We start from the raw sequence: 18,313 nt of genomic DNA, 5'->3' as shown, positions 1-18,313 counted from the left end.
ATACTAAGTAAACGAAAACCCTGCAAAATTATGACATCTTGCAGGGTTTGAAATTCAATTTAGACGCAGTTGGGCGGATTATCTTGGTCCTCTTGAAGAAGAACGTGTTGCACCGCCGCCGCTGCCACCGCTCGAAGGAGCACTGTAACTCCTGGAAGGTGCGCTTGGCGCGCTATAAGTTGGCTGACTGTATGTCCTTTGCGGAGCACTGTAAGATTCGCTCCTGCTGCTTGGCGAGGAATAACTTCTCGTTGGAGCAGTGTAATCAGACTGGCTTCTGGTTGGAGGCGTATAGGTGCTTCCTGAACCTCTCGTCGATCTTGGTGAAGCATAATTACCGGAAGTCACGCCGTCAGAAGAATAATTGCTTCCGCTTGCTGCGCGAGGACGCGAGTAATATACATTGTTTCCTTCACCACCGCCTCTGCTGTATGAGGAGCCAGCTGCTGATCTGCCTCCCGCATCCGCTACGCCTGTTCTGTTACCAGATCTGGAAGAGCGTGGAGAAGTATAACTATCGTTTGCCGAAATTGTGATGTTCGCTGCACTCCTACCCGATCTGTTGCCAGACGCATTGCGGGGTGAGCTTACATAATTCCCGTTGCTGTTCGTACGGCTGCCGCTTCTCGAACTGGTTCCTGCCACTACACGCGGACCAGCCGTTCTGGTTAACCCTCTGCTTTCGTAATTGTTGACAACGACAACCGGACGGCTGTAAGCCCATGGATTGTAACCATAACCTCCTCCGTAGAAGCTGTCATAACCGTAACCGTACATGCTGTTATAACCCCATGGAGAGTAGCCAAATCCGTTATATCCAAATGGATCATAACCGTACATGCTGCTCATTCCCCAAGGCGAATAACCCAGCATCGAACCCATACCATAGCCCATTCCAAATCCCATATAAGGACGAACCCTGCCGTAACCAAACTGGAAGCCGACATTCATCATACTTCCAGGCCAGTACGAACCAAGTCCGCCGAATCCGTATGGATTGGCAAATGCCTGCGCGCCACGGTCGTAACCATCAGCAAACCCGGCATTGTAACCCGGATCAGGTGAGAGTGCACGTTTTACACTGCGTGAAGAAAGGTAGGAATCGTCGTAATAGTCACTCGTTCCCTCACCCGCGTCACCCGTGTAGGCGTAATCGGGATTATTTGAGCGGGAAATATCTTGATCTGCACCCTGGTCTCCACTCACTACGCCAGGGCCGGTGTTATTACCGTAGAGGTCATCATAACCGCCTGATCGTGAAACATATTGATTTGTGGTACATCCCCAAGCTCCCAGCAACACTAGCAAAGAAAGATATTTTGCTTTATTGATCATCGTCATGGCTTTTAAGGATTAAAAGTTTGTTGCTAATATATATAAAAATCCGTTCCTAATTACTAAGTAAACGTCCGTTATAATACATTAATTCCAAAGTTAACATAAAAAACTATCTTTGCAACGCTTGGAAAAACAGGGTGAGCATAACGATATACTCCTTTTCATTTATCAAATAATCCTAATAATGAGTAAAGCCTTACCAACCCGAAGTGAAAATTACTCCGAATGGTACAATGAGTTAGTAAAAAGGGCCGATCTGGCCGAAAATTCCGCGGTAAGAGGTTGTATGGTAATCAAGCCATATGGTTATTCGATCTGGGAGAAGATGCAGCGTGCATTGGACGATATGTTCAAGGAAACGGGTCATACCAATGCTTATTTCCCGCTTTTTATCCCTAAATCGTATTTGAGTAAAGAAGCTTCCCACGTGGAAGGTTTTGCCAAGGAATGTGCCGTTGTGACGCATTACCGCCTCAAAAATGATCCCAATGGAAAAGGAGTGATCGTGGATCCGGATGCGAAACTGGAAGAAGAACTGATCGTTCGGCCCACTTCGGAAACAGTGATTTGGAGCACTTACAAGAACTGGATCCAATCCTACCGCGACCTTCCTTTGCTGATTAATCAATGGGCAAATGTGGTGCGCTGGGAAATGCGTACGCGGTTGTTTCTCAGGACTGCTGAGTTTTTGTGGCAGGAAGGGCATACCGCTCACGCAACCTCCGCAGAAGCGATTGCAGAAACCGAACAAATGCTGGATATCTACGCACAGTTCGCCGAAGAATGGATGGCACTTCCGGTTGTTAAAGGTGTTAAAACGGCCAATGAAAGATTTGCAGGCGCAGTGAACACTTATTGCATTGAGGCATTAATGCAGGATGGTAAAGCGTTGCAGGCTGGAACTTCGCACTTTTTAGGACAGAATTTCGCGACTGCTTTTGATGTGAAATTTCAAGATAAGGACGGCAAGCTGGAATATGTCTGGGGCACTTCCTGGGGTGTGAGCACGCGATTGATGGGCGCATTGATCATGGCGCATTCCGATGACGCCGGGCTGGTTTTACCTCCAAAACTGGCGCCTATTCAGGTGGTGATCGTTCCTATTTATAAAAATGAGGAGCAATTAAATTTAATTTCAGAAAAAGCAACAGAGATTTCGAAGGCACTTAAAAAACTGGGGATCAGTGTGAAATTTGACAACAGTGATGCCTACAAACCTGGATATAAATTTGCCGAGTATGAGTTGAAAGGCGTCCCCGTGCGTCTTGCGATAGGCGCGCGCGATCTTGAAAACGGAACGGTTGAAGTTGCACGCAGAGATACAAAAACGAAAGAAACAGTTCCGCTGGAAGGCATTGCTGAATTTATTCAATCGTTGCTCGATAACATTCAGGAATCTATTTACAACAAGGCGCTTGCATTCCGTGATGAAAATACAACGAAGGTGGATTCCTTTGAAGCGTTTAATAATGTGCTTGATTCCAAAGGCGGGTTCATATTAGCGCATTGGGACGGCACGTCAGAAACTGAGGAAAAGATCAAAGAAGAGACAAAAGCTACTATTCGCTGCATTCCCTTGAATCAGGAACAGGAAGCTGGTGTTTGTATTTACTCAGGAAAGCCTTCGGCAGGACGAGTGGTTTTTGCCCGGGCATATTAATTTTATCAATCTGAAAGCAGTTCTTTCACTGTTAGTAAGGCATTTTTAACCATTTAAGATTTACAAGATGAAGCAGGCGCAGGCAGGTGACAATGTGCAGGTCCATTACAAAGGGACTTTGACAGACGGACAACTTTTTGATTCTTCGGAAGGACGTGATCCGTTAAATTTCAAGCTCGGTAGCGGCCAGGTTATCAAAGGCTTTGACGACGGCGTTACAGGCATGGAAATCGGGGATAAAAAGACCATTCACATTCCGAATGCAGAAGCCTATGGCCCTGTAAACGAGGATATGGTTATCAATTTCGAACGATCACAAATCCCTGCCGACATTCCCCTGGAAGTGGGCGGAACGCTTAATATGCATCAGGATGGCGGACAGGTTATCCCTGTTGTTGTTAAAGAAGTTACTGACCAATATGTAATTCTGGATGCCAACCACCCTCTGGCAGGCCAGGATCTGATTTTTGAGCTGGAACTTGTTGGGATTAATTAGGAAGATATTTGAAATAAAAGCTGTCGGCTGTCGGCTATAGATTTAGAGTTAATGCTATCGGCTTTCAGCTGTCAGCTATCGGCTATCTACTAGTGCCGATAGCTGACAGCCGAAAGCCGATAGCTTTTTCATTTTGCCCATTTTAGACTGAACGCCTGGGGCTTATGTCTGGAAATTTGGAGCAGCACCTGTTTCTCTGCCAGGTCGTGCAACATTCTTTCGGCCCGTTTTTCGGAGATATTAATGATTCTTGAAAAAACTCTGGCTGTAACTGAATCCTGTTCCCTCAGATATGTAATCAGTGTTTTTACATGCCTGGACGCCAGCAATTTTTCAAGATCTGCATCCGTTTCTCCCTGCATTAACAGTTTCGGAATGGGAATGCTTTTGTCCTTCACACGGATATAAATGATCTTCATATCCTTTTCATTAACAGCATAATGCGGTTTATCAGGACTTTCGTCAATCTCTACCTGCAATACTTTCTTACCGTCCAGTAAAATCGATTTAATTCCGATCGTCAGCTTTGGCTCAATGAGTTTGCTTGTCGCAATTTCCAGCTTTTTTAGCTCCGCCAGCTCGGAAGCAACGCCCAAAAATGCGCCCGCGTCCGAAATGCCGATCAGTAAGCTGCCTCCCGATGTGTTGGCGAAAGAAACAAGGGTCCTCGCAATCTTGAATGGGCTGTCAATAGTCCGTTTGAACTCAGTCGTCAACCCCTCTCCCTCTTTGATAATTTGTATGATACTTTTTTCCTGCATTTAGATTAATCCATATTTTTTCCCTGGTAACGAACGGATCATTCCCTGAAATTCCAGGTTCAATAACAAAGCCGCCAGCTTATTCAAATGCATGCCTGCTTGCCAGGCCAATTCATCCAGTTGCATGTTTCCTTTCTGTTTAAGCAGCGCTAAAATCTGCCCTTCGTCCTGCGTAAAACCTTCAAAGCTCGTTTGCATTTGCACCGGCCGCACCGGCTCCGGGTCCTTCCCGTTTTGTTCCCAACCCATCGCCACCGCCATATCTGCAACAGACGTAAAAATGGATGCTTTGTTGTCCCTGATTAAAAAATTACAACCTTCTGAATGCACGCTCCCCAGCATTCCAGGGACCGCATAAACATCCCGGTGATAATTCTGTGCGAACTCAACGGTGATCAGGCTCCCACCCTTCCTGGCAGACTCTACGACAATGGTAATGTCACTCAGCCCCGCAATGATCCGGTTACGCGCCGGAAATCTCATGAAATCCGGTTTGGTATCCAATGCGTTTTCGGTAACCAGCCCGCCGTTTCCGAGCATTTCCGAGGCGGCTTTCTTATGGACCGACGGATAAATGACATTTAAACCGCTGGCCATCACACCAACGGTTGGCATGTTGTGTTTTAGACAAGCCCGATGCGCGGTAATATCAACACCAAATGCAAGCCCGCTCACTACCAATGCATGATAAGGTTCGAGCTCCTTAATGATGGTTTCAGTTACTGATTTCCCATAATCGCTTATTTGCCGCGTGCCTACAATGCCCACCGTTCGGGCCATATTGAAGTCAAAATTACCGCGTGAATAAAGGACAATGGGCGAATCGTATAAGGGTTTCAGTCGGGCCGGATAAGTGGGATCTGTGAAAAAATGCAGGCTGGTATCTGTGTTGCTACAACTGACGAATTCTTTTTCAGCCATTCCAACCGATTCTTTGCTCAGGATTGCCCGCACAACCTTTTCGCCGATACCGGGAATGTGAATGAGCTTTCTGTAATCGGCCTGAAAAACTTCCTCTGCGCCCCCGCAGTAGCTGATCAGCTGCCTGATGGTTATGGAACCCACACCGGGCGTGTGTATAAGCGCAAGCGTACAGATCTTTTCGACCTCCGTTAATTCTGACATGATAGTGTGTTTTGAGTGGCATACAATTTGCCAATATACGTAATGAATATCATTCAAAAATAATAATAATCCTCAAAGGGAATATGGACAATTTACAGACCACTGAAACAGAACCGGTTCAGAGTTTTGAAGGAATGGGTGCTACGTGCTACCCGGAAGGAGTATATTACAGAGTTTGGGCACCAAATGCAGAGGGTGTTAGTGTCATTGGAAGTTTTAATGACTGGAAAGAAGATGCAAACCCTCTTTCACCAGAAGAAAATGGACACTGGGGTGCGCTAATTGAAAACTCAAAAGAAGGTGATGAGTATAAATTTTTATTAAAAACACCATCAGGTGTTCTCCACAGAAATGACCCCTATGCATTGAAAGTGACCAACTCAGCGGGAAATTGTGTGGTTTATAACCAGGCAAGCTTCGATTGGCAGAATGTAAGTTTCCAAATCCCCAGCTGGCACGAGCTGGTCATCTATGAACTGCATGTGGGGACATTCCACGTAAAAGAAGCAGGGCAGGTCGGCACATTATACACGGCTATTGAAAAGTTGCCATACCTGAAAGACATGGGATTTAACGCTGTTGAATTAATGCCCTGTTCTGAGTTTCCGGGATCACGCTCCTGGGGATATAATCCCGCAAGTCCTTTCGCGATAGAATCTGACTACGGCGGCCCCGACGGCTTGAAGGCATTCGTCAAAGCAGCGCACGAAGCCGGGATCGCAGTCATCCTTGATGTTGTTTACAACCATTTTGGTCCTTCTGACCTGGATATCTGGCAGTTTGACGGCTGGCATGAGAACGACGGAGGCGGCATTTACTTTTACAACGACTGGCGTGCCGAAACGCCCTGGGGAAGCACCCGTCCGGATTACGGGCGCGGAGAAGTAAGGCAATACATTCACGACAACGCCATGATGTGGCTGCGCGATTACCGTGTTGACGGACTGAGAATGGATATGGTCCCCTACATCCGCAATGTAAAAGCGGATGGAAACCCCGGAAACGACATCCCCGAAGGCATTTCCTTAATGCAATGGATCAATAAAGACATTCGCGAAAATTGCCCTAACTGCCTCACGATTGCAGAAGATATGCATTCGCTGGATTTCATTACCGACTCCGTGGAAGACGGTGGCTTGGGATATGGCTCTCAATGGGATGCCCGATTTGTGCATTCGGTTCGTGAAGCCATTATCACCGCTAATGATCAGGATCGGAATATGGAGGATGTTGTTGAAGCGATTACACACCGATACAATGAAGATTCCTTTCAACGGATTATTTATACAGAATCACACGACGAAGTGGCCAATGGTCAGGCACGCGTGGCGGAGGAGATTGCGAATGGCGATGTAAATAACTGGTATTCCAAAAAACGCGCTGCTCTGGGGGTTGCGTTAGTGCTTACTTCACCAGGCATTCCTATGGTTTTTCAGGGACAGCCATTGTTAGAGGATAAATGGTTTTCTGACAGCGACCCGATTGATTGGTCAAGACTTGAAAAATTCAGTGGTTTCGCGACTTTACATCGTGATATGATCCATATGCGCCGAAACTGGTTCGGTGTAACAAAGGGTCTTCAAGGCCAGCATGTCCAGATCATTCGTGCCGATAAGGATAAGAAAGTGATCGTGATGCACCGTTGGAGCGAAGGCGGGCCAAAAGACAGCGTTGTTGTCGTTTTGAACTTCTCAATTGAAACATTCCATGACTATAAAGTCGGTTTCCCCAGAGCCGGCAAATGGAACCTGCGATTCAACAGCGACAATGAACAATATGATCCGGAATTCTCACATCTGGGTGTGTTTGACATTGAAACAATGGATGGTGAATTTGACAGTCTGCCAGTTCATGCCACATTGCAAATCCCGCCTTACTCAGTGCTTGTATTTTCTCAGGAAGATTAATAACAACTTATTTCTACCAAAAGACCGGCTTATCACCGGTCTTCTGGCTATTCAATAATCCTGAAAATTCTGTCCCATCGAATCTTGTTGACAAAACTGACAGGATCAGGATCCAGCGACATCCATACAAAAACTGCTTTTCCTACAATGTGGTCTTTGGGTACAAATCCCCAGTATCTTGAATCGGCCGAATTGTGCCGGTTGTCCCCCATCATAAAGTAATAATCCTGGCGAAATGTATAGCTGGTAAGCATCTTGCCATTTTGCAGAATCTTTCCGTCCTTGATCACGATATCGTCATTTCCATCATAATTCTTGATAACCTCTCCATAAATCGCAACATTTATCGGAGATAAGGGAACATTAACTCCTTCTTTTGGTACGACGATGGGGCCATAATTGTCTTTATTCCAATATAATGAGTCCGTTTCAGGAAAGAGATAAGGCTCTTTCAAACCCTTGCTGGTGTGAATGGGCTCAACTCTTTTTACAAAATCAAAAGCCTTTAATTTCTCAACAAGCGCGCTGGTTGTTTTGATAATATACCCCGACTCATCATTGGAGGCTACACTGTCATTAAATGTCTCGGTAAATTGCGAGAAGTCCGTAATGCCATTTTTGCGAAAAACATTCTGCTCGTTAACGGGCGTGGTTGTAGACATAAAGTACTCGCTTTGCATCCGCGCCGGATTCTTTTGCGCAGTTTTGTTTACATACACCTGCCCGTTACGCACTTCGAGCTTGTCCCCGGCAATAGCGACACACCTTTTAATGTAATTGGACCGAAGATCCAATGGATGTGGATGAAGGTCTGGCAAAACTGAACTGTACTTATTGTATGCCTCCGGATGCTCCACGGGCAAATTGAACACAACCACATCGCCGCGTTTTACATCCGTAAATCCTGGAAGCCTGTATTGAGGCAATTGTATCCAGTCAAGATAGGAAGGAATGCTCGTGCCCCAGACCGACTGATGCGTGAGCGGCACTTGCAATGGCGTAACGGGTGTGGTGGTTCCGTAATGTAACCTGCTAACAAACAGATAATCACCAACCAGGAGTGAATTTTCCATGGAAGGCGTAGGAATCACAAAAGCGCTGAAAATGAGCCAACGAATCAAAGTGGCGGTGATTACGGCAAACAGCACAGAATCGAGCCACTCCCTAAAACCGGATTTTTTTGGTTTGGCTTGCTGCGGCTTGTGTGGAATTGAAGTGACAGACATTATGCTGAACTATAAATTTTCAGCAATATAATGTTTATCACAATAATAAATAAACAGTCATATAATATTTATTTATATATCAAAAAAAATAGGAAGCATAATTTATGCTTCCTATCGACTTTATATCATCACTTACTAATTAATCACACGGAACAAACGATTCCATCTGATCTTATTAAAGAAGCTCGTTGGACTTGGATCAATGGACATCCAGACAAAAACAGCCTTACCTACAATGTGGTCCATTGGAACAAAACCCCAATAACGTGAATCCGCCGAATTATGACGGTTATCGCCCATCATAAAATAGTAATCCTGCTTGAATGTATAGCTCGTAATCGCCTTGCCAGCCACTTTCACCGATTTTTCGTCAAACTCCACGCCTTCAAGTCCTTCGTAATTTTTGATGACCGGACCGTAAGTGGCAATGTTCTCAGGGGTTAATTGGACGGTCGCGCCTTCTTTTGGAACAATGATCGGGCCATAATTATCACGGTTCCACTTGAAGAGGGAGGAATTCGGATAAAGCATTGGCTCACTGATGTCCTTCGAAGATTTAACCAATGTAATGCCTTTTACGAAGTCGTATGATTTTAGTTTTGCCGCAATTTCAACGGTGGTAAAAACCAGATAACCCATCTGGTCATTGGAAGGAATTGTATCATTGAAGCTTTCAGTATATGCATTGTATTCTGAAACGCCATTTTCCTTAAATACTTTTTCCTCATTCACAGAGGTTGTCGTCGCCACGAAATATTCATTCTCCATGCGCACTGGATTTTCGACTGCTGTGCCATTGGCATAAACCTGCAAGTCTCTCACTTCCAGTTTATCGCCCGGTAACCCCATGCAGCGTTTAATATAATTTGTTTTAAGATCCACGGGATGCTGCAACTCAGGCGGGTAGTTAAAAACCACAACATCGCCGCGTTTCACTTCACTGAAACCGGGCAGACGATATTGAGGCAATTGAATGGCATCGCTGTAAGAAGGAATGTTCGTTCCCCAAATGGTCTGATGCGTCAAAGGCACTTGCAACGGCGTTTTGGGCGTCCGGGTGCCATAATGCAGCTTGCTAACAAACAAGAAATCACCCACCAAAAGGCTGTTTTCCATGGAAGGCGTCGGGATCGTAAATGCTTCAAAAAACAACCAACGGATTAGGGTCGCGGCAACAACAGCAAAAAGTATGGAATCGAACCATTCCCTTACCGGCGATTTTCTTTTGCCGGTGTGAGCAGTTCGGGAAGTCATTTCTTTATTAATAGCCATGCTATGTTCAATTGATAGTTAAGAGTTTGTATTTCAAATTTTCAGGAGGTCGTTCATACCAAAAACCCCGTTTCTGCCGGGAAGCCATTCTGCCGAAACAACCGCACCCAATGCAAAACCTGCGCGGCTGTGCGCTGTATGGGAAATTTCAATGGTATCCACTTCCGATTCGTAGCGCACAATGTGGGTTCCGGGAACTTCCCCTTCCCTTTTGGACGTAATTTGCAGATAACCGCCCTCCGTTTCAGGAGCGAGTTTCCAGCCTTCCAGATTGTCGATTTCGTCCGTAATGGCCTCGGCGAGTGTAATTGCGGTGCCGCTGGGCGCGTCCAGCTTGTGAATGTGGTGGATTTCGGTCATGGATTGTTCGTAACCATGTCCGTTCATTAATCTGGCCAGCTGGCGGTTGAGGCGGAAGAAGAGGTTAACGCCAATGCTGTAATTGGAAGCATAAAAGAAGGCGCCGTTCTGCTGCACACACAGCTTTTCAATTTCAGAACGATGTTCTAGCCAGCCCGTTGTGCCGCTTACGACGGGCCATCCTTTTTTCAAACAGTAGGTAATATTGTTATAAGCAGCCTCGGGAGCACTGAATTCAATGGCAACGTCCACATCGGCTGGCTTCAATGCATCCATGTCGGAGCGGTTATCGATATCAATTTTCCCTACGATCGAGTGCCCTCTTTCAAGTGCAATTTTTTCGATCGTCTTCCCCATTTTGCCATATCCCAGTAATAAAATCCTCATTAAACGTAAATTTATTCTGTACTAATTATTTTAGGTTAAAAACAAGCCTTAATCCCGGCGTCGGTGTCAGCATTTGCGGTTGATTCAGTTTGGGCTCAACCCTCAAAGTCAGGTCTTCCGATAAATCGAATGTCTTCAAATGCGCTGCTACATTGGCTTCAATGATGGACAGTGTATAAATCAATCCGGACACAATTAAAGCAAACCCCCGGTTACGCCTCCAGTAATTCTTACCGCGGGCAGCCTGATCACGACTTATTTCACCCATTTCACTATTGGTATTCAGCAAATTACGGACCCTGATCGGCATAACTGAATCGGCTGTCAAACCGGCTTTGATCTGTCCATAATCTGGACTGGCAGGGTTCAGATCGTAAAACGACTTATATGTTGCCAGATAATCATGGTATTTCAATGAGTTGAGATAATAAGCGTACAATCCTCCTCCGAAAGCGATGTAAACAATAGGAAGTTTCCAGTAATCGCGGTTATAGATCTGCCCTCCTCCCGGAATTAAAGCAAGTCTGGTCGCTGTTTTAGGAACTGGGAAAAATTTCTTTTCCTTTTTATTCCCTATCAATGAGTCTGCTGCGGAAATTACTGTGCTATCAGCCGTAATGATCTGCACCTGACCTTTTTGCACCGTGTCCTTCGATGTTTTTTGCGCTATCGCTTCCTGAGAAAATAACACGACTACAACAAGCCAAAACCAGTTTTTCAAGTTTTATTTAAATTTCAGTGTTTCCAGAATCTTTTTCAGCTCGTCTTGTGACCCAAAGGGGATCTTGATTTCTCCTTTGTTGTCATTATTGCTTTTTACGGAAACCTTAGCCCCGAAAAAGGACGATAATTGAAACTGTAACGACTTAATTTCTTGATTAATTGTTGCCTGTTTTTTGCTCGCAAACGAGATATTACTCATCATTCCCAGCTTTCTGACCTCCTCTTCCACTTTTCGCACCGACCAGCCCTCTTCAATTATTTTGTTAAAAATCTTTAATTGACTCTGATCACTATTAATGGTGATAATAGCGCGGGCATGTCCCATGCTGATCTGGTTGTCACGCAATGCTGCCTGGATCACAGGCGGCAGTTTCAGTAACCTGATATAATTATTGACCGTTGTTCGATTTTTACCAACGCGTACACCCAATTCTTCCTGCTTAAGATTACATTCCAAAATCAGCCTCTGATAGCTGAGCGCAATTTCAATTGAGTTAAGATTTTCGCGCTGAATGTTCTCGATCAGCGCCATTTCCAGCATTTGCTGGTCATTAGCAGTCCTTATATAAGCAGGAATTGCAGTCATTCCAATGGATCTGGAAGCCTGCAAACGCCTTTCGCCAGAGATCAGCTGATAGCTGTCCTCCGATAATTGTCTCACGGTAATGGGTTGGATAATGCCCTGGACACGAATCGAATCTGCCAATTCCTGCAAGGACTCCTGATCGAATTTTGTGCGGGGCTGGTAAGGGTTTGCCTCGATCAGGCTTACATCTATTTCGCTCATGGAGCCGACCACATCCGTTGCAGACGGCCGCTCCTTTGTTCTGTGCGTATTTACTTTTTCAGAATCCTGAAGAAGCGCTCCGAGGCCTCTTCCCAATCCTGTCATTTTCTTCGCTTTACCGTTCTCCATTGCTTTCTCGCTATTCAAACCATTTATTTAGTTTACACCCAACTGTTTATCAGAGGACATCAAACCGTTTTTACTGAGAATTTCCCGGGCAAGATTTAAATAGCTCACCGCTCCCTTACTGTCTGCATCCTGCGCCATTACAGGAATTCCATAACTTGGCGCTTCGCTGATGCGTACATTTCGCGGGATAATGGTGTTGAAAACAAGTGATTCAAAATGGCTGGTCACCTCATTCACAACCTGGTTGGATAGGCGCAGCCGCAGGTCGTACATTGTTAGCAAGATGCCTTCAATGATCAAACCAGTGTTAAGCCTGGATTGAATAATAGTGATGGTATTCAAGAGCTTACCTAAGCCTTCCAATGCAAAATACTCACATTGAACCGGAATAATAACCGAATCGGCGGCGGTAAGGCTGTTGATGGTGATAAGCCCGAGTGAGGGCGAACAGTCTATAATGATAAAGTCGTAATCATCGCGGATCTCAGCAATGGCATCCTTCATGCGCTGCTCGCGGTTTTTGAGATTGATCATCTCTATTTCCGCACCCACGAGATCAATGTGTGAGGGTAGTAAATTTAAATTCGGAAAATCAGTTTCTAAGATAATATCTGCCGTTTTGGCCTGCTCCACCATGCATTCGTAAATGCTGTTTTCCATCTCCTGCGGATTGAAACCAAGCCCGGAAGTTGAATTGGCCTGTGGGTCAGCATCGATGATAAGCGTACGGAATTCAAGCGCAGCCAGACTTGCCGCAAGATTAATAGCGGTTGTCGTTTTCCCTACTCCTCCTTTTTGGTTTGCAATTGCAATTACTTTGCCCATGTATTCATTTGTGTTACCCAAGGTCAAATTTCAATTATTCGGGGCAATTCACCAAAAAATGTTCCACGGAGTTTTAAATAAATCAGATAAGTAACTGTTAATTAATCACTTATTTAAGATTATTATTTAATTAAAAATAAAAACAGTGCCTTTTTGAGAAGTGTTTCACGCCCAAACCTGTGTTCCTTCGGTGCAGTTTTTGCACATTTCGATCTCGGAACGTGAGCGGATCAGCGATGCCCGGAAGTCGCTATACTTTTTGCCTTTCCAAAGCTGCCGGAAGGTTTCCCGCTTCATATCACCAAGCTGATATTCGGCATCTTTATCAAAGCAGCAAGGCACAACCGCGCCGTCCCAGGTAATAACACAGGAGTGCCACATTTTCCAGCAATGGTCTACAAATTTGTTTTTGATAGAATAGCGGCCGCTTTCCGCCTTTTCATAGCGGGAATATTTGTCAATAGTCGGGATAAGGTCAGATCCTTCCTCGTAATCGTAGATCTGTGCGGTTTTTAAACCCACTTCATCCACGCCCATTTCCTCAGCCAGTTTTTTCACATCCTCAATCTGATGCTCATTAGGCTTCACCACCAAAAACTGAAAGATCACATGCGGCGTGGCGGATTTCAACTCTTTTTTCCACTTGATAATATTGCGCGTGCCTTCCAAAACCTTTTCCAAATTTCCGCCAATACGATATTGCTGGTAAACATCCTGCGTGGTGCCATCAATAGAAATGATCAAGCGATCCAAACCGGACTCAACCGTTTTTTTCGCCTTTTCGTCCGTCAGATAATGTGCATTGGTGGAAGTAGCCGTATAAATACCCTTGTCATGCGCATACTGCACCAGTTCGAAGAATTTGGGATGCAGATAGGGCTCACCCTGGAAGTAAAAAATCAGATATAATAATGTATCGGCAAGTTCGTCAATGGTTTTTTTATACAATTTTTCCTCCATCATTCCCGTCGGACGCGTGAATGAACGCAGGCCACTGGGGCATTCGGGGCAGCGTAAGTTGCAGGAAGTGGTGGGTTCAAATGAAATAGCGATCGGCATTCCCCAATGTACCGGGTTACCCGTGGCTTTTGAATAAAAATAACTGCTTAGTATTTGAATGGCGTTCCATGCCCTTTTGGGCGTAACCTTCGACATCAGGTTCAGGCCATCTTTAAAATTTTTATTCATTATTTGTGGCTTTTGGCAATTAGCAAATGCTAGCAGCCTATTAATCAGGAAAATCAAAAACAATGTTGCAGCCTTACTACACCACCGCGATTCCTGTCGTGTACTTGATTTCGGAAATTACGAAATAACTGCTGATGTGTAACACACTTTTCAGGGCAGAAAGTTTGTGCTGGTAAAATTGATTATACGCTTCCGCATCTTCAACGATCACTTTCAGCATGTAATCGAAGTTGCCCGAAACGACCGAACATTCCAGCACTTCACTCATTTTCACGATGGCCTGATTGAAATCTTCGAAACTCTCTTTCCGCTGCTTATCCAATGTCACATTGCAATAAACGACAAGCGCTTTTCCCAGTTTGCGACGGTTGAGCAGACAAACGTATTTATCAATGATTCCTTCTTTTTCCAATTTCCGGATCCGCTCGTGAACCGGTGTAACCGACAAATTGATCCTGCTGGCTATTTCCTTGATTGTCAATTGAGAATCAGCTTGCAGCAATTCCATTATTTTACGATCCGTAAGATCAGGTTGCATAAAGTATTTTTTATAGCCTATTCAAGGTAAGGAAGAATGTATACCGAATATTTTTTTACATATATGATCAAAAATAGTTTTTTTTTCTGTCCTTCTCGGGTCTGATAGCATCTTTTTTCTACAAAAAGTACTTTTGTCAACTTCAAAATTTGAAAATTCCTACACAAAGCAAACAGACGATCCAATGATCATTGGTGTTCCCAAAGAAATTAAAAATAATGAAAATCGCGTGGCCGTAACGCCCGCCGGAGTAACTGAATTTCGCAAGCACGGGCATGTCGTTTACGTGCAGGCTGAAGCAGGCAAAAGCAGCGGTTTCAGCGATGAGCAATATGCAGAAGCTGGCGCAACAATTCTTCCCACTATTGAGGAAGTTTACGCCATTGCTGAAATGATTATTAAAGTAAAAGAGCCGATTGCAAGCGAGTACGGGCTGATCAAAGAAAACCAACTGCTATTCACATACTTCCACTTTGCCTCTTCGGAACCATTAACACACGCCATGATCGAGCGCAAGGCTGTTTGTCTTGCCTATGAAACGGTTGAAAAAACGGATAGAAGCCTGCCCCTGCTCGTTCCTATGAGCGAAGTTGCGGGCAGAATGGCCATTCAGGAAGGTGCCAAATATCTGGAAAAACCAATGGGCGGTTTTGGGATCCTTTTGGGCGGCGTTGCCGGTGTTAAGCCTGCAAATGTGCTTGTGCTGGGCGGCGGGATCGTAGGAACGCAGGCTGCTAAAATGGCCGCCGGACTTGGTGCGAATGTTACTATTGTGGATATCAGCCTGCCGAGATTAAGATATCTGGAAGACATTATGCCTGCCAATGTGGACACAGTAATGTCCAATGAATACAATATTCGCGAGTTGATCAAAAGCACCAACCTGATCATTGGCGGTGTGCTGATCCCTGGCGCCAAGGCGCCTTCGCTTATTACGCGGGATATGCTTAAACTAATGAAACCCGGCACGGTAATGGTGGATGTGGCCATTGACCAGGGAGGATGTTTTGAAACATCCAGGGCAACAACCCACGAAGATCCCATTTACGAGGTTGACGGAGTAGTTCACTATTGCGTGGCCAATATGCCCGGCGCAGTGCCCTACACTTCTACCCTCGCTTTGACAAATGCAACATTGCCTTACGCGCTCCATTTGGCGGATAATGGCTGGAAAAATGCCTGCACAACGAATGAAGAGCTGCGCAAAGGCCTGAATGTGGTGAACGGGAAAGTGGTTTTCAAAGGCGTTTCGGATGCCTGGAACCTTCCGTACACCGACGTAAAAGAAGTATTTCAATAATAAACCTAGCTAATATGACCTGGCTGGCTGAAAAGCCGGTCAGGTTTTTTCGTTTCCCGAAATATTACAATTAATTTCTCATCAAGATTGTTATTTCGAAACATTTCCTTACTTTTGCATAAAATTTGAACGAACATCCGTTCGTTTCTCTGCTTCTTACACGGTTAGCACTTTTTAGATTCGCTACCAACCTTAAAATTCGCCTGGTTGGCACACCGTTCTCATGCAGGACCCCACGGATGGTTTGTGGTGGGCTTTGCGCAATCCCCTTTTGAATTAATTTACGATTTTGGCTTTGATTGTTTGGTTGTGGGACGATTTTATTGTTTCTGACTTGAACCCATCGAGCCTGCTGACCTACGATACGTTTTCTGTTACGGCGATCCGCAGCAGCATTCAAATAACCGTAACAAGTTGACTATCTTTTATTTACTCGAGAATCAATACAAAAATAAATATAATGACTACTGAAAATTTCGAAACTTTCGAAGAGCTTGGCCTCTCAGAAAACATCCTTAAAGCCCTTACTGAAATGGGTTTTACTAAACCCTCACCCATACAGGCACAAGGAATTCCGGCAGTAATGCAGGGATCTGACGTGATCGGACAAGCACAAACAGGAACAGGAAAAACGGCAGCGTTCGGTATCCCTGTACTGGAAAGAATTGACGTATCCAGCAATGCTGTACAAGCACTGGTTCTATGCCCAACCCGCGAATTAGCGGTGCAGGTTTCCGAAGAAATTGGCCGTTTGGCTAAATATATTAAAGGCCTGAGAATTGAAGCTATCTACGGTGGTGATTCAATTGATCGCCAGATCCGTTCCCTTAAAAAAGGCGTTCACATTGTTGTAGGAACTCCCGGTCGCGTAATGGACCATATGGAGCGTAAGACGTTGAAGTTTGACGAAGTACGCATGATGGTGCTTGACGAAGCGGATGAAATGCTTGATATGGGTTTCCGTGAGGATATCGAAAGCATTCTGGCAGATATGCCGTCTGACCGTCAGACGATTTTGTTCTCAGCAACAATGTCTAAGCCGATCATGTCGATCACAAAACGTTTCCAAACTGATCCTATTTTGATCAAAGTGGTTCGTAATGAGCTTACTAACGTCAACATTGAGCAGGTTTACTTTGAAGTGAAGCCACAGGCTAAGGTTGAAGTAATGACGCGTCTGATTGACATGCACCATTTGAAATCACTGCTTGTTTTTTGTAATACCAAAAGAAAAGTAGACGAAATTGTTGAAGATCTTCAATTGAGAGGTTATGCTTCGGAAGGAATTCACGGCGATTTGCGCCAGCAGCAACGTAGCAATGTAATGAGCAAGTTCAAGGCGGGTGTTACCACCATTCTTGTAGCTACGGACGTTGCAGCACGCGGAATTGACGTAAGCGGACTGGATGGCGTGATCAACTTCGATATCCCATTGGACGAAGAGTATTACGTACACCGTATCGGCCGTACAGGTCGTGCCGGTTTGTCCGGAAAAGCATTCTCACTGGTTGCCCGCGATGAAAAATATCGTTTGAAAACCATTGAAAGTTTTACAAAAGTAAAAATTGAAAAAGGCGTTATTCCTTCTTATGAAGATATCGTCGGCGTTCGCAAGGCTCGTTTTGTTGAAAGCATTTCTGCAACTATCCAAGAAGGTGACGATCAGGAGCTTTTCGGCGATGTGCTTGAAATGTTGCAACACGCAGGTTACTCTACTGAGCAGGTTGTAGGCGCAATGGCGAAGCAGATCATGGGCGTTCAGAAAAACGAATATGCCGATGCTAACCTTGCCTGGGAAGAAAGACGCGGCGAACGTGACGGACGCAGAGAAGGCGGAAGTGACAGGTTCGAACGTCGTCCATCCAGCGGCGGACGTTTTGGAGATCGCAGAGAAAGCGCTCCACGCGGAAACGACCGTTATGCACCTGCGGCACGCGGTGAATCTCGCCCAAGATCAGAAGGCAGCCGCGACGAATCAAAACGTTCGGCAACACCGGAAGCCGGTATGACTCGTTTGTTTTTGAGCCTTGGCCGCAAAGATCACATCTTGCCAAAGGATATCGTAGGAGCCATTGCTGGCGAAGCGAACATTCCAGGTAAAACGATCGGTGCGATTGACATTTATGACAAATTCACTTTTGTAGACGTTCCTGAGCGTGATGCCCGTGCGGTTTTGCGTGCCATGGACGGCAACACCATTAAAGGTAAGCCGGTACAAATTGATATCGCTAAATAATTTATAGCAGCTGATAGGGAAAGGGACTTGTAACAAAGTCCCTTTTTTTGTTATT

The 18,313-nt window shown here is 45.2% G+C and carries 16 protein-coding genes; 5 read left to right on the top strand and 11 right to left on the bottom strand.

The window, feature by feature from the left end; genetic code table 11:
- Nucleotides 1–78: 78 nt before the first annotated feature.
- Nucleotides 79–1,335 carry a hypothetical protein gene (locus tag MUK70_RS02295; protein WP_234655556.1) on the bottom strand — a complete coding sequence of 419 codons (1,257 nt, stop codon included), beginning with the start codon at nt 1,333–1,335 and terminating at the stop codon, nt 79–81.
- A gap of 187 nt (nt 1,336–1,522) precedes the next feature.
- Between MUK70_RS02295 and proS the strand changes: the two genes are divergently transcribed.
- Both proS and MUK70_RS02285 read left to right on the top strand, forming a co-directional pair.
- Entirely contained in the window at nt 1,523–2,998 is a 1,476-nt protein-coding gene (gene proS / locus MUK70_RS02290) for a proline--tRNA ligase (RefSeq protein ID WP_234655557.1), read from the top strand.
- Between the two features lie 67 nt (nt 2,999–3,065).
- Nucleotides 3,066–3,494 carry an FKBP-type peptidyl-prolyl cis-trans isomerase gene (locus MUK70_RS02285; RefSeq protein WP_234602175.1) on the top strand — a complete coding sequence of 143 codons (429 nt, stop codon included), beginning with the start codon at nt 3,066–3,068 and terminating at the stop codon, nt 3,492–3,494.
- Between the two features lie 128 nt (nt 3,495–3,622).
- Here MUK70_RS02285 and MUK70_RS02280 read toward each other — a convergent pair whose 3' ends face one another.
- Together MUK70_RS02280 and dprA are read right to left on the bottom strand one after the other, a co-directional pair.
- Entirely contained in the window at nt 3,623–4,255 is a 633-nt protein-coding gene (locus MUK70_RS02280) for an AlbA family DNA-binding domain-containing protein (RefSeq protein ID WP_234655558.1), read from the bottom strand.
- The gene (dprA, locus tag MUK70_RS02275) at nt 4,256–5,380 is read right to left on the bottom strand and encodes a DNA-processing protein DprA (protein WP_234655559.1); all 1,125 of its coding nucleotides are present in this window, start codon (nt 5,378–5,380) and stop codon (nt 4,256–4,258) included.
- Nucleotides 5,381–5,463: 83 nt separating this feature from the next.
- Between dprA and MUK70_RS02270 the strand changes: the two genes are divergently transcribed.
- The gene (locus MUK70_RS02270; RefSeq protein WP_234655560.1) at nt 5,464–7,287 is read left to right on the top strand and encodes an alpha-amylase family glycosyl hydrolase; all 1,824 of its coding nucleotides are present in this window, start codon (nt 5,464–5,466) and stop codon (nt 7,285–7,287) included.
- Between the two features lie 47 nt (nt 7,288–7,334).
- Here the strand turns inward: MUK70_RS02270 and lepB (MUK70_RS02265) are convergent, their stop codons facing one another.
- The 8 genes from lepB (MUK70_RS02265) to MUK70_RS02230 all read right to left on the bottom strand — a co-directional run bounded on the left by lepB (MUK70_RS02265) (nt 7,335) and on the right by MUK70_RS02230 (nt 14,722).
- Nucleotides 7,335–8,513, bottom strand: coding sequence for a signal peptidase I (gene lepB, locus MUK70_RS02265; protein ID WP_234655561.1), 1,179 nt, complete (start codon nt 8,511–8,513; stop codon nt 7,335–7,337).
- Nucleotides 8,514–8,648: 135 nt separating this feature from the next.
- Entirely contained in the window at nt 8,649–9,785 is a 1,137-nt protein-coding gene (lepB, locus tag MUK70_RS02260) for a signal peptidase I (protein WP_234655562.1), read from the bottom strand.
- 33 nt (nt 9,786–9,818) lie between these two features.
- Nucleotides 9,819–10,532 (bottom strand): 4-hydroxy-tetrahydrodipicolinate reductase, encoded by a 714-nt coding sequence (dapB, locus tag MUK70_RS02255; protein ID WP_234655563.1) that lies wholly within the window; start codon nt 10,530–10,532, stop codon nt 9,819–9,821.
- 25 nt (nt 10,533–10,557) lie between these two features.
- A complete protein-coding gene (locus MUK70_RS02250) occupies nt 10,558–11,253 on the bottom strand; it encodes a DUF5683 domain-containing protein (RefSeq protein WP_234655564.1) in 696 nt (231 codons plus the stop codon).
- 3 nt (nt 11,254–11,256) lie between these two features.
- The gene (locus MUK70_RS02245; RefSeq protein WP_234655818.1) at nt 11,257–12,171 is read right to left on the bottom strand and encodes a ParB/RepB/Spo0J family partition protein; all 915 of its coding nucleotides are present in this window, start codon (nt 12,169–12,171) and stop codon (nt 11,257–11,259) included.
- A 27-nt stretch (nt 12,172–12,198) separates the two neighbouring features.
- Nucleotides 12,199–12,996 carry a ParA family protein gene (locus MUK70_RS02240; protein ID WP_234602159.1) on the bottom strand — a complete coding sequence of 266 codons (798 nt, stop codon included), beginning with the start codon at nt 12,994–12,996 and terminating at the stop codon, nt 12,199–12,201.
- 165 nt (nt 12,997–13,161) lie between these two features.
- A complete protein-coding gene (locus tag MUK70_RS02235; RefSeq protein WP_026630316.1) occupies nt 13,162–14,184 on the bottom strand; it encodes a radical SAM protein in 1,023 nt (340 codons plus the stop codon).
- Nucleotides 14,185–14,260: 76 nt separating this feature from the next.
- Nucleotides 14,261–14,722, bottom strand: a complete 462-nt coding sequence (locus tag MUK70_RS02230; RefSeq protein WP_234602157.1) for an Lrp/AsnC family transcriptional regulator — start codon at nt 14,720–14,722, stop codon at nt 14,261–14,263.
- A gap of 184 nt (nt 14,723–14,906) precedes the next feature.
- Between MUK70_RS02230 and ald the strand changes: the two genes are divergently transcribed.
- The gene (ald, locus tag MUK70_RS02225; protein ID WP_234655819.1) at nt 14,907–16,022 is read left to right on the top strand and encodes an alanine dehydrogenase; all 1,116 of its coding nucleotides are present in this window, start codon (nt 14,907–14,909) and stop codon (nt 16,020–16,022) included.
- A 460-nt stretch (nt 16,023–16,482) separates the two neighbouring features.
- Complete coding sequence (locus MUK70_RS02220; RefSeq protein ID WP_234602156.1) at nt 16,483–18,258, top strand: DEAD/DEAH box helicase; 1,776 nt, start codon at nt 16,483–16,485, stop codon at nt 18,256–18,258.
- The last annotated feature ends 55 nt before the right edge of the window (nt 18,259–18,313 follow it).

Origin of the sequence: Dyadobacter chenwenxiniae, assembly GCF_022869785.1 — a bacterium.
GTDB lineage: Bacteria > Bacteroidota > Bacteroidia > Cytophagales > Spirosomataceae > Dyadobacter > Dyadobacter chenwenxiniae.
Note: the sequence above shows the minus strand (reverse complement) of the source record. Positions and strands in the feature narration are given on the sequence as shown.

Excerpts from the sequence above, each read along its gene's own strand:
- MUK70_RS02295 (WP_234655556.1), bottom strand. The coding sequence starts at position 1,335 with ATGATCAATAAAGCAAAATATCTTTCTTTGCTAGTGTTGCTGGGAGCT.
- proS (WP_234655557.1), top strand. The coding sequence starts at position 1,523 with ATGAGTAAAGCCTTACCAACCCGAAGTGAAAATTACTCCGAATGGTAC.
- MUK70_RS02285 (WP_234602175.1), top strand. The coding sequence starts at position 3,066 with ATGAAGCAGGCGCAGGCAGGTGACAATGTGCAGGTCCATTACAAAGGG.
- MUK70_RS02280 (WP_234655558.1), bottom strand. The coding sequence starts at position 4,255 with ATGCAGGAAAAAAGTATCATACAAATTATCAAAGAGGGAGAGGGGTTG.
- dprA (WP_234655559.1), bottom strand. The coding sequence starts at position 5,380 with ATGTCAGAATTAACGGAGGTCGAAAAGATCTGTACGCTTGCGCTTATA.
- MUK70_RS02270 (WP_234655560.1), top strand. The coding sequence starts at position 5,464 with ATGGACAATTTACAGACCACTGAAACAGAACCGGTTCAGAGTTTTGAA.
- lepB (WP_234655561.1), bottom strand. The coding sequence starts at position 8,513 with ATGTCTGTCACTTCAATTCCACACAAGCCGCAGCAAGCCAAACCAAAA.
- lepB (WP_234655562.1), bottom strand. The coding sequence starts at position 9,785 with ATGGCTATTAATAAAGAAATGACTTCCCGAACTGCTCACACCGGCAAA.
- dapB (WP_234655563.1), bottom strand. The coding sequence starts at position 10,532 with ATGAGGATTTTATTACTGGGATATGGCAAAATGGGGAAGACGATCGAA.
- MUK70_RS02245 (WP_234655818.1), bottom strand. The coding sequence starts at position 12,171 with ATGGAGAACGGTAAAGCGAAGAAAATGACAGGATTGGGAAGAGGCCTC.
- MUK70_RS02240 (WP_234602159.1), bottom strand. The coding sequence starts at position 12,996 with ATGGGCAAAGTAATTGCAATTGCAAACCAAAAAGGAGGAGTAGGGAAA.
- MUK70_RS02235 (WP_026630316.1), bottom strand. The coding sequence starts at position 14,184 with ATGAATAAAAATTTTAAAGATGGCCTGAACCTGATGTCGAAGGTTACG.
- MUK70_RS02230 (WP_234602157.1), bottom strand. The coding sequence starts at position 14,722 with ATGCAACCTGATCTTACGGATCGTAAAATAATGGAATTGCTGCAAGCT.
- ald (WP_234655819.1), top strand. The coding sequence starts at position 14,907 with ATGATCATTGGTGTTCCCAAAGAAATTAAAAATAATGAAAATCGCGTG.
- MUK70_RS02220 (WP_234602156.1), top strand. The coding sequence starts at position 16,483 with ATGACTACTGAAAATTTCGAAACTTTCGAAGAGCTTGGCCTCTCAGAA.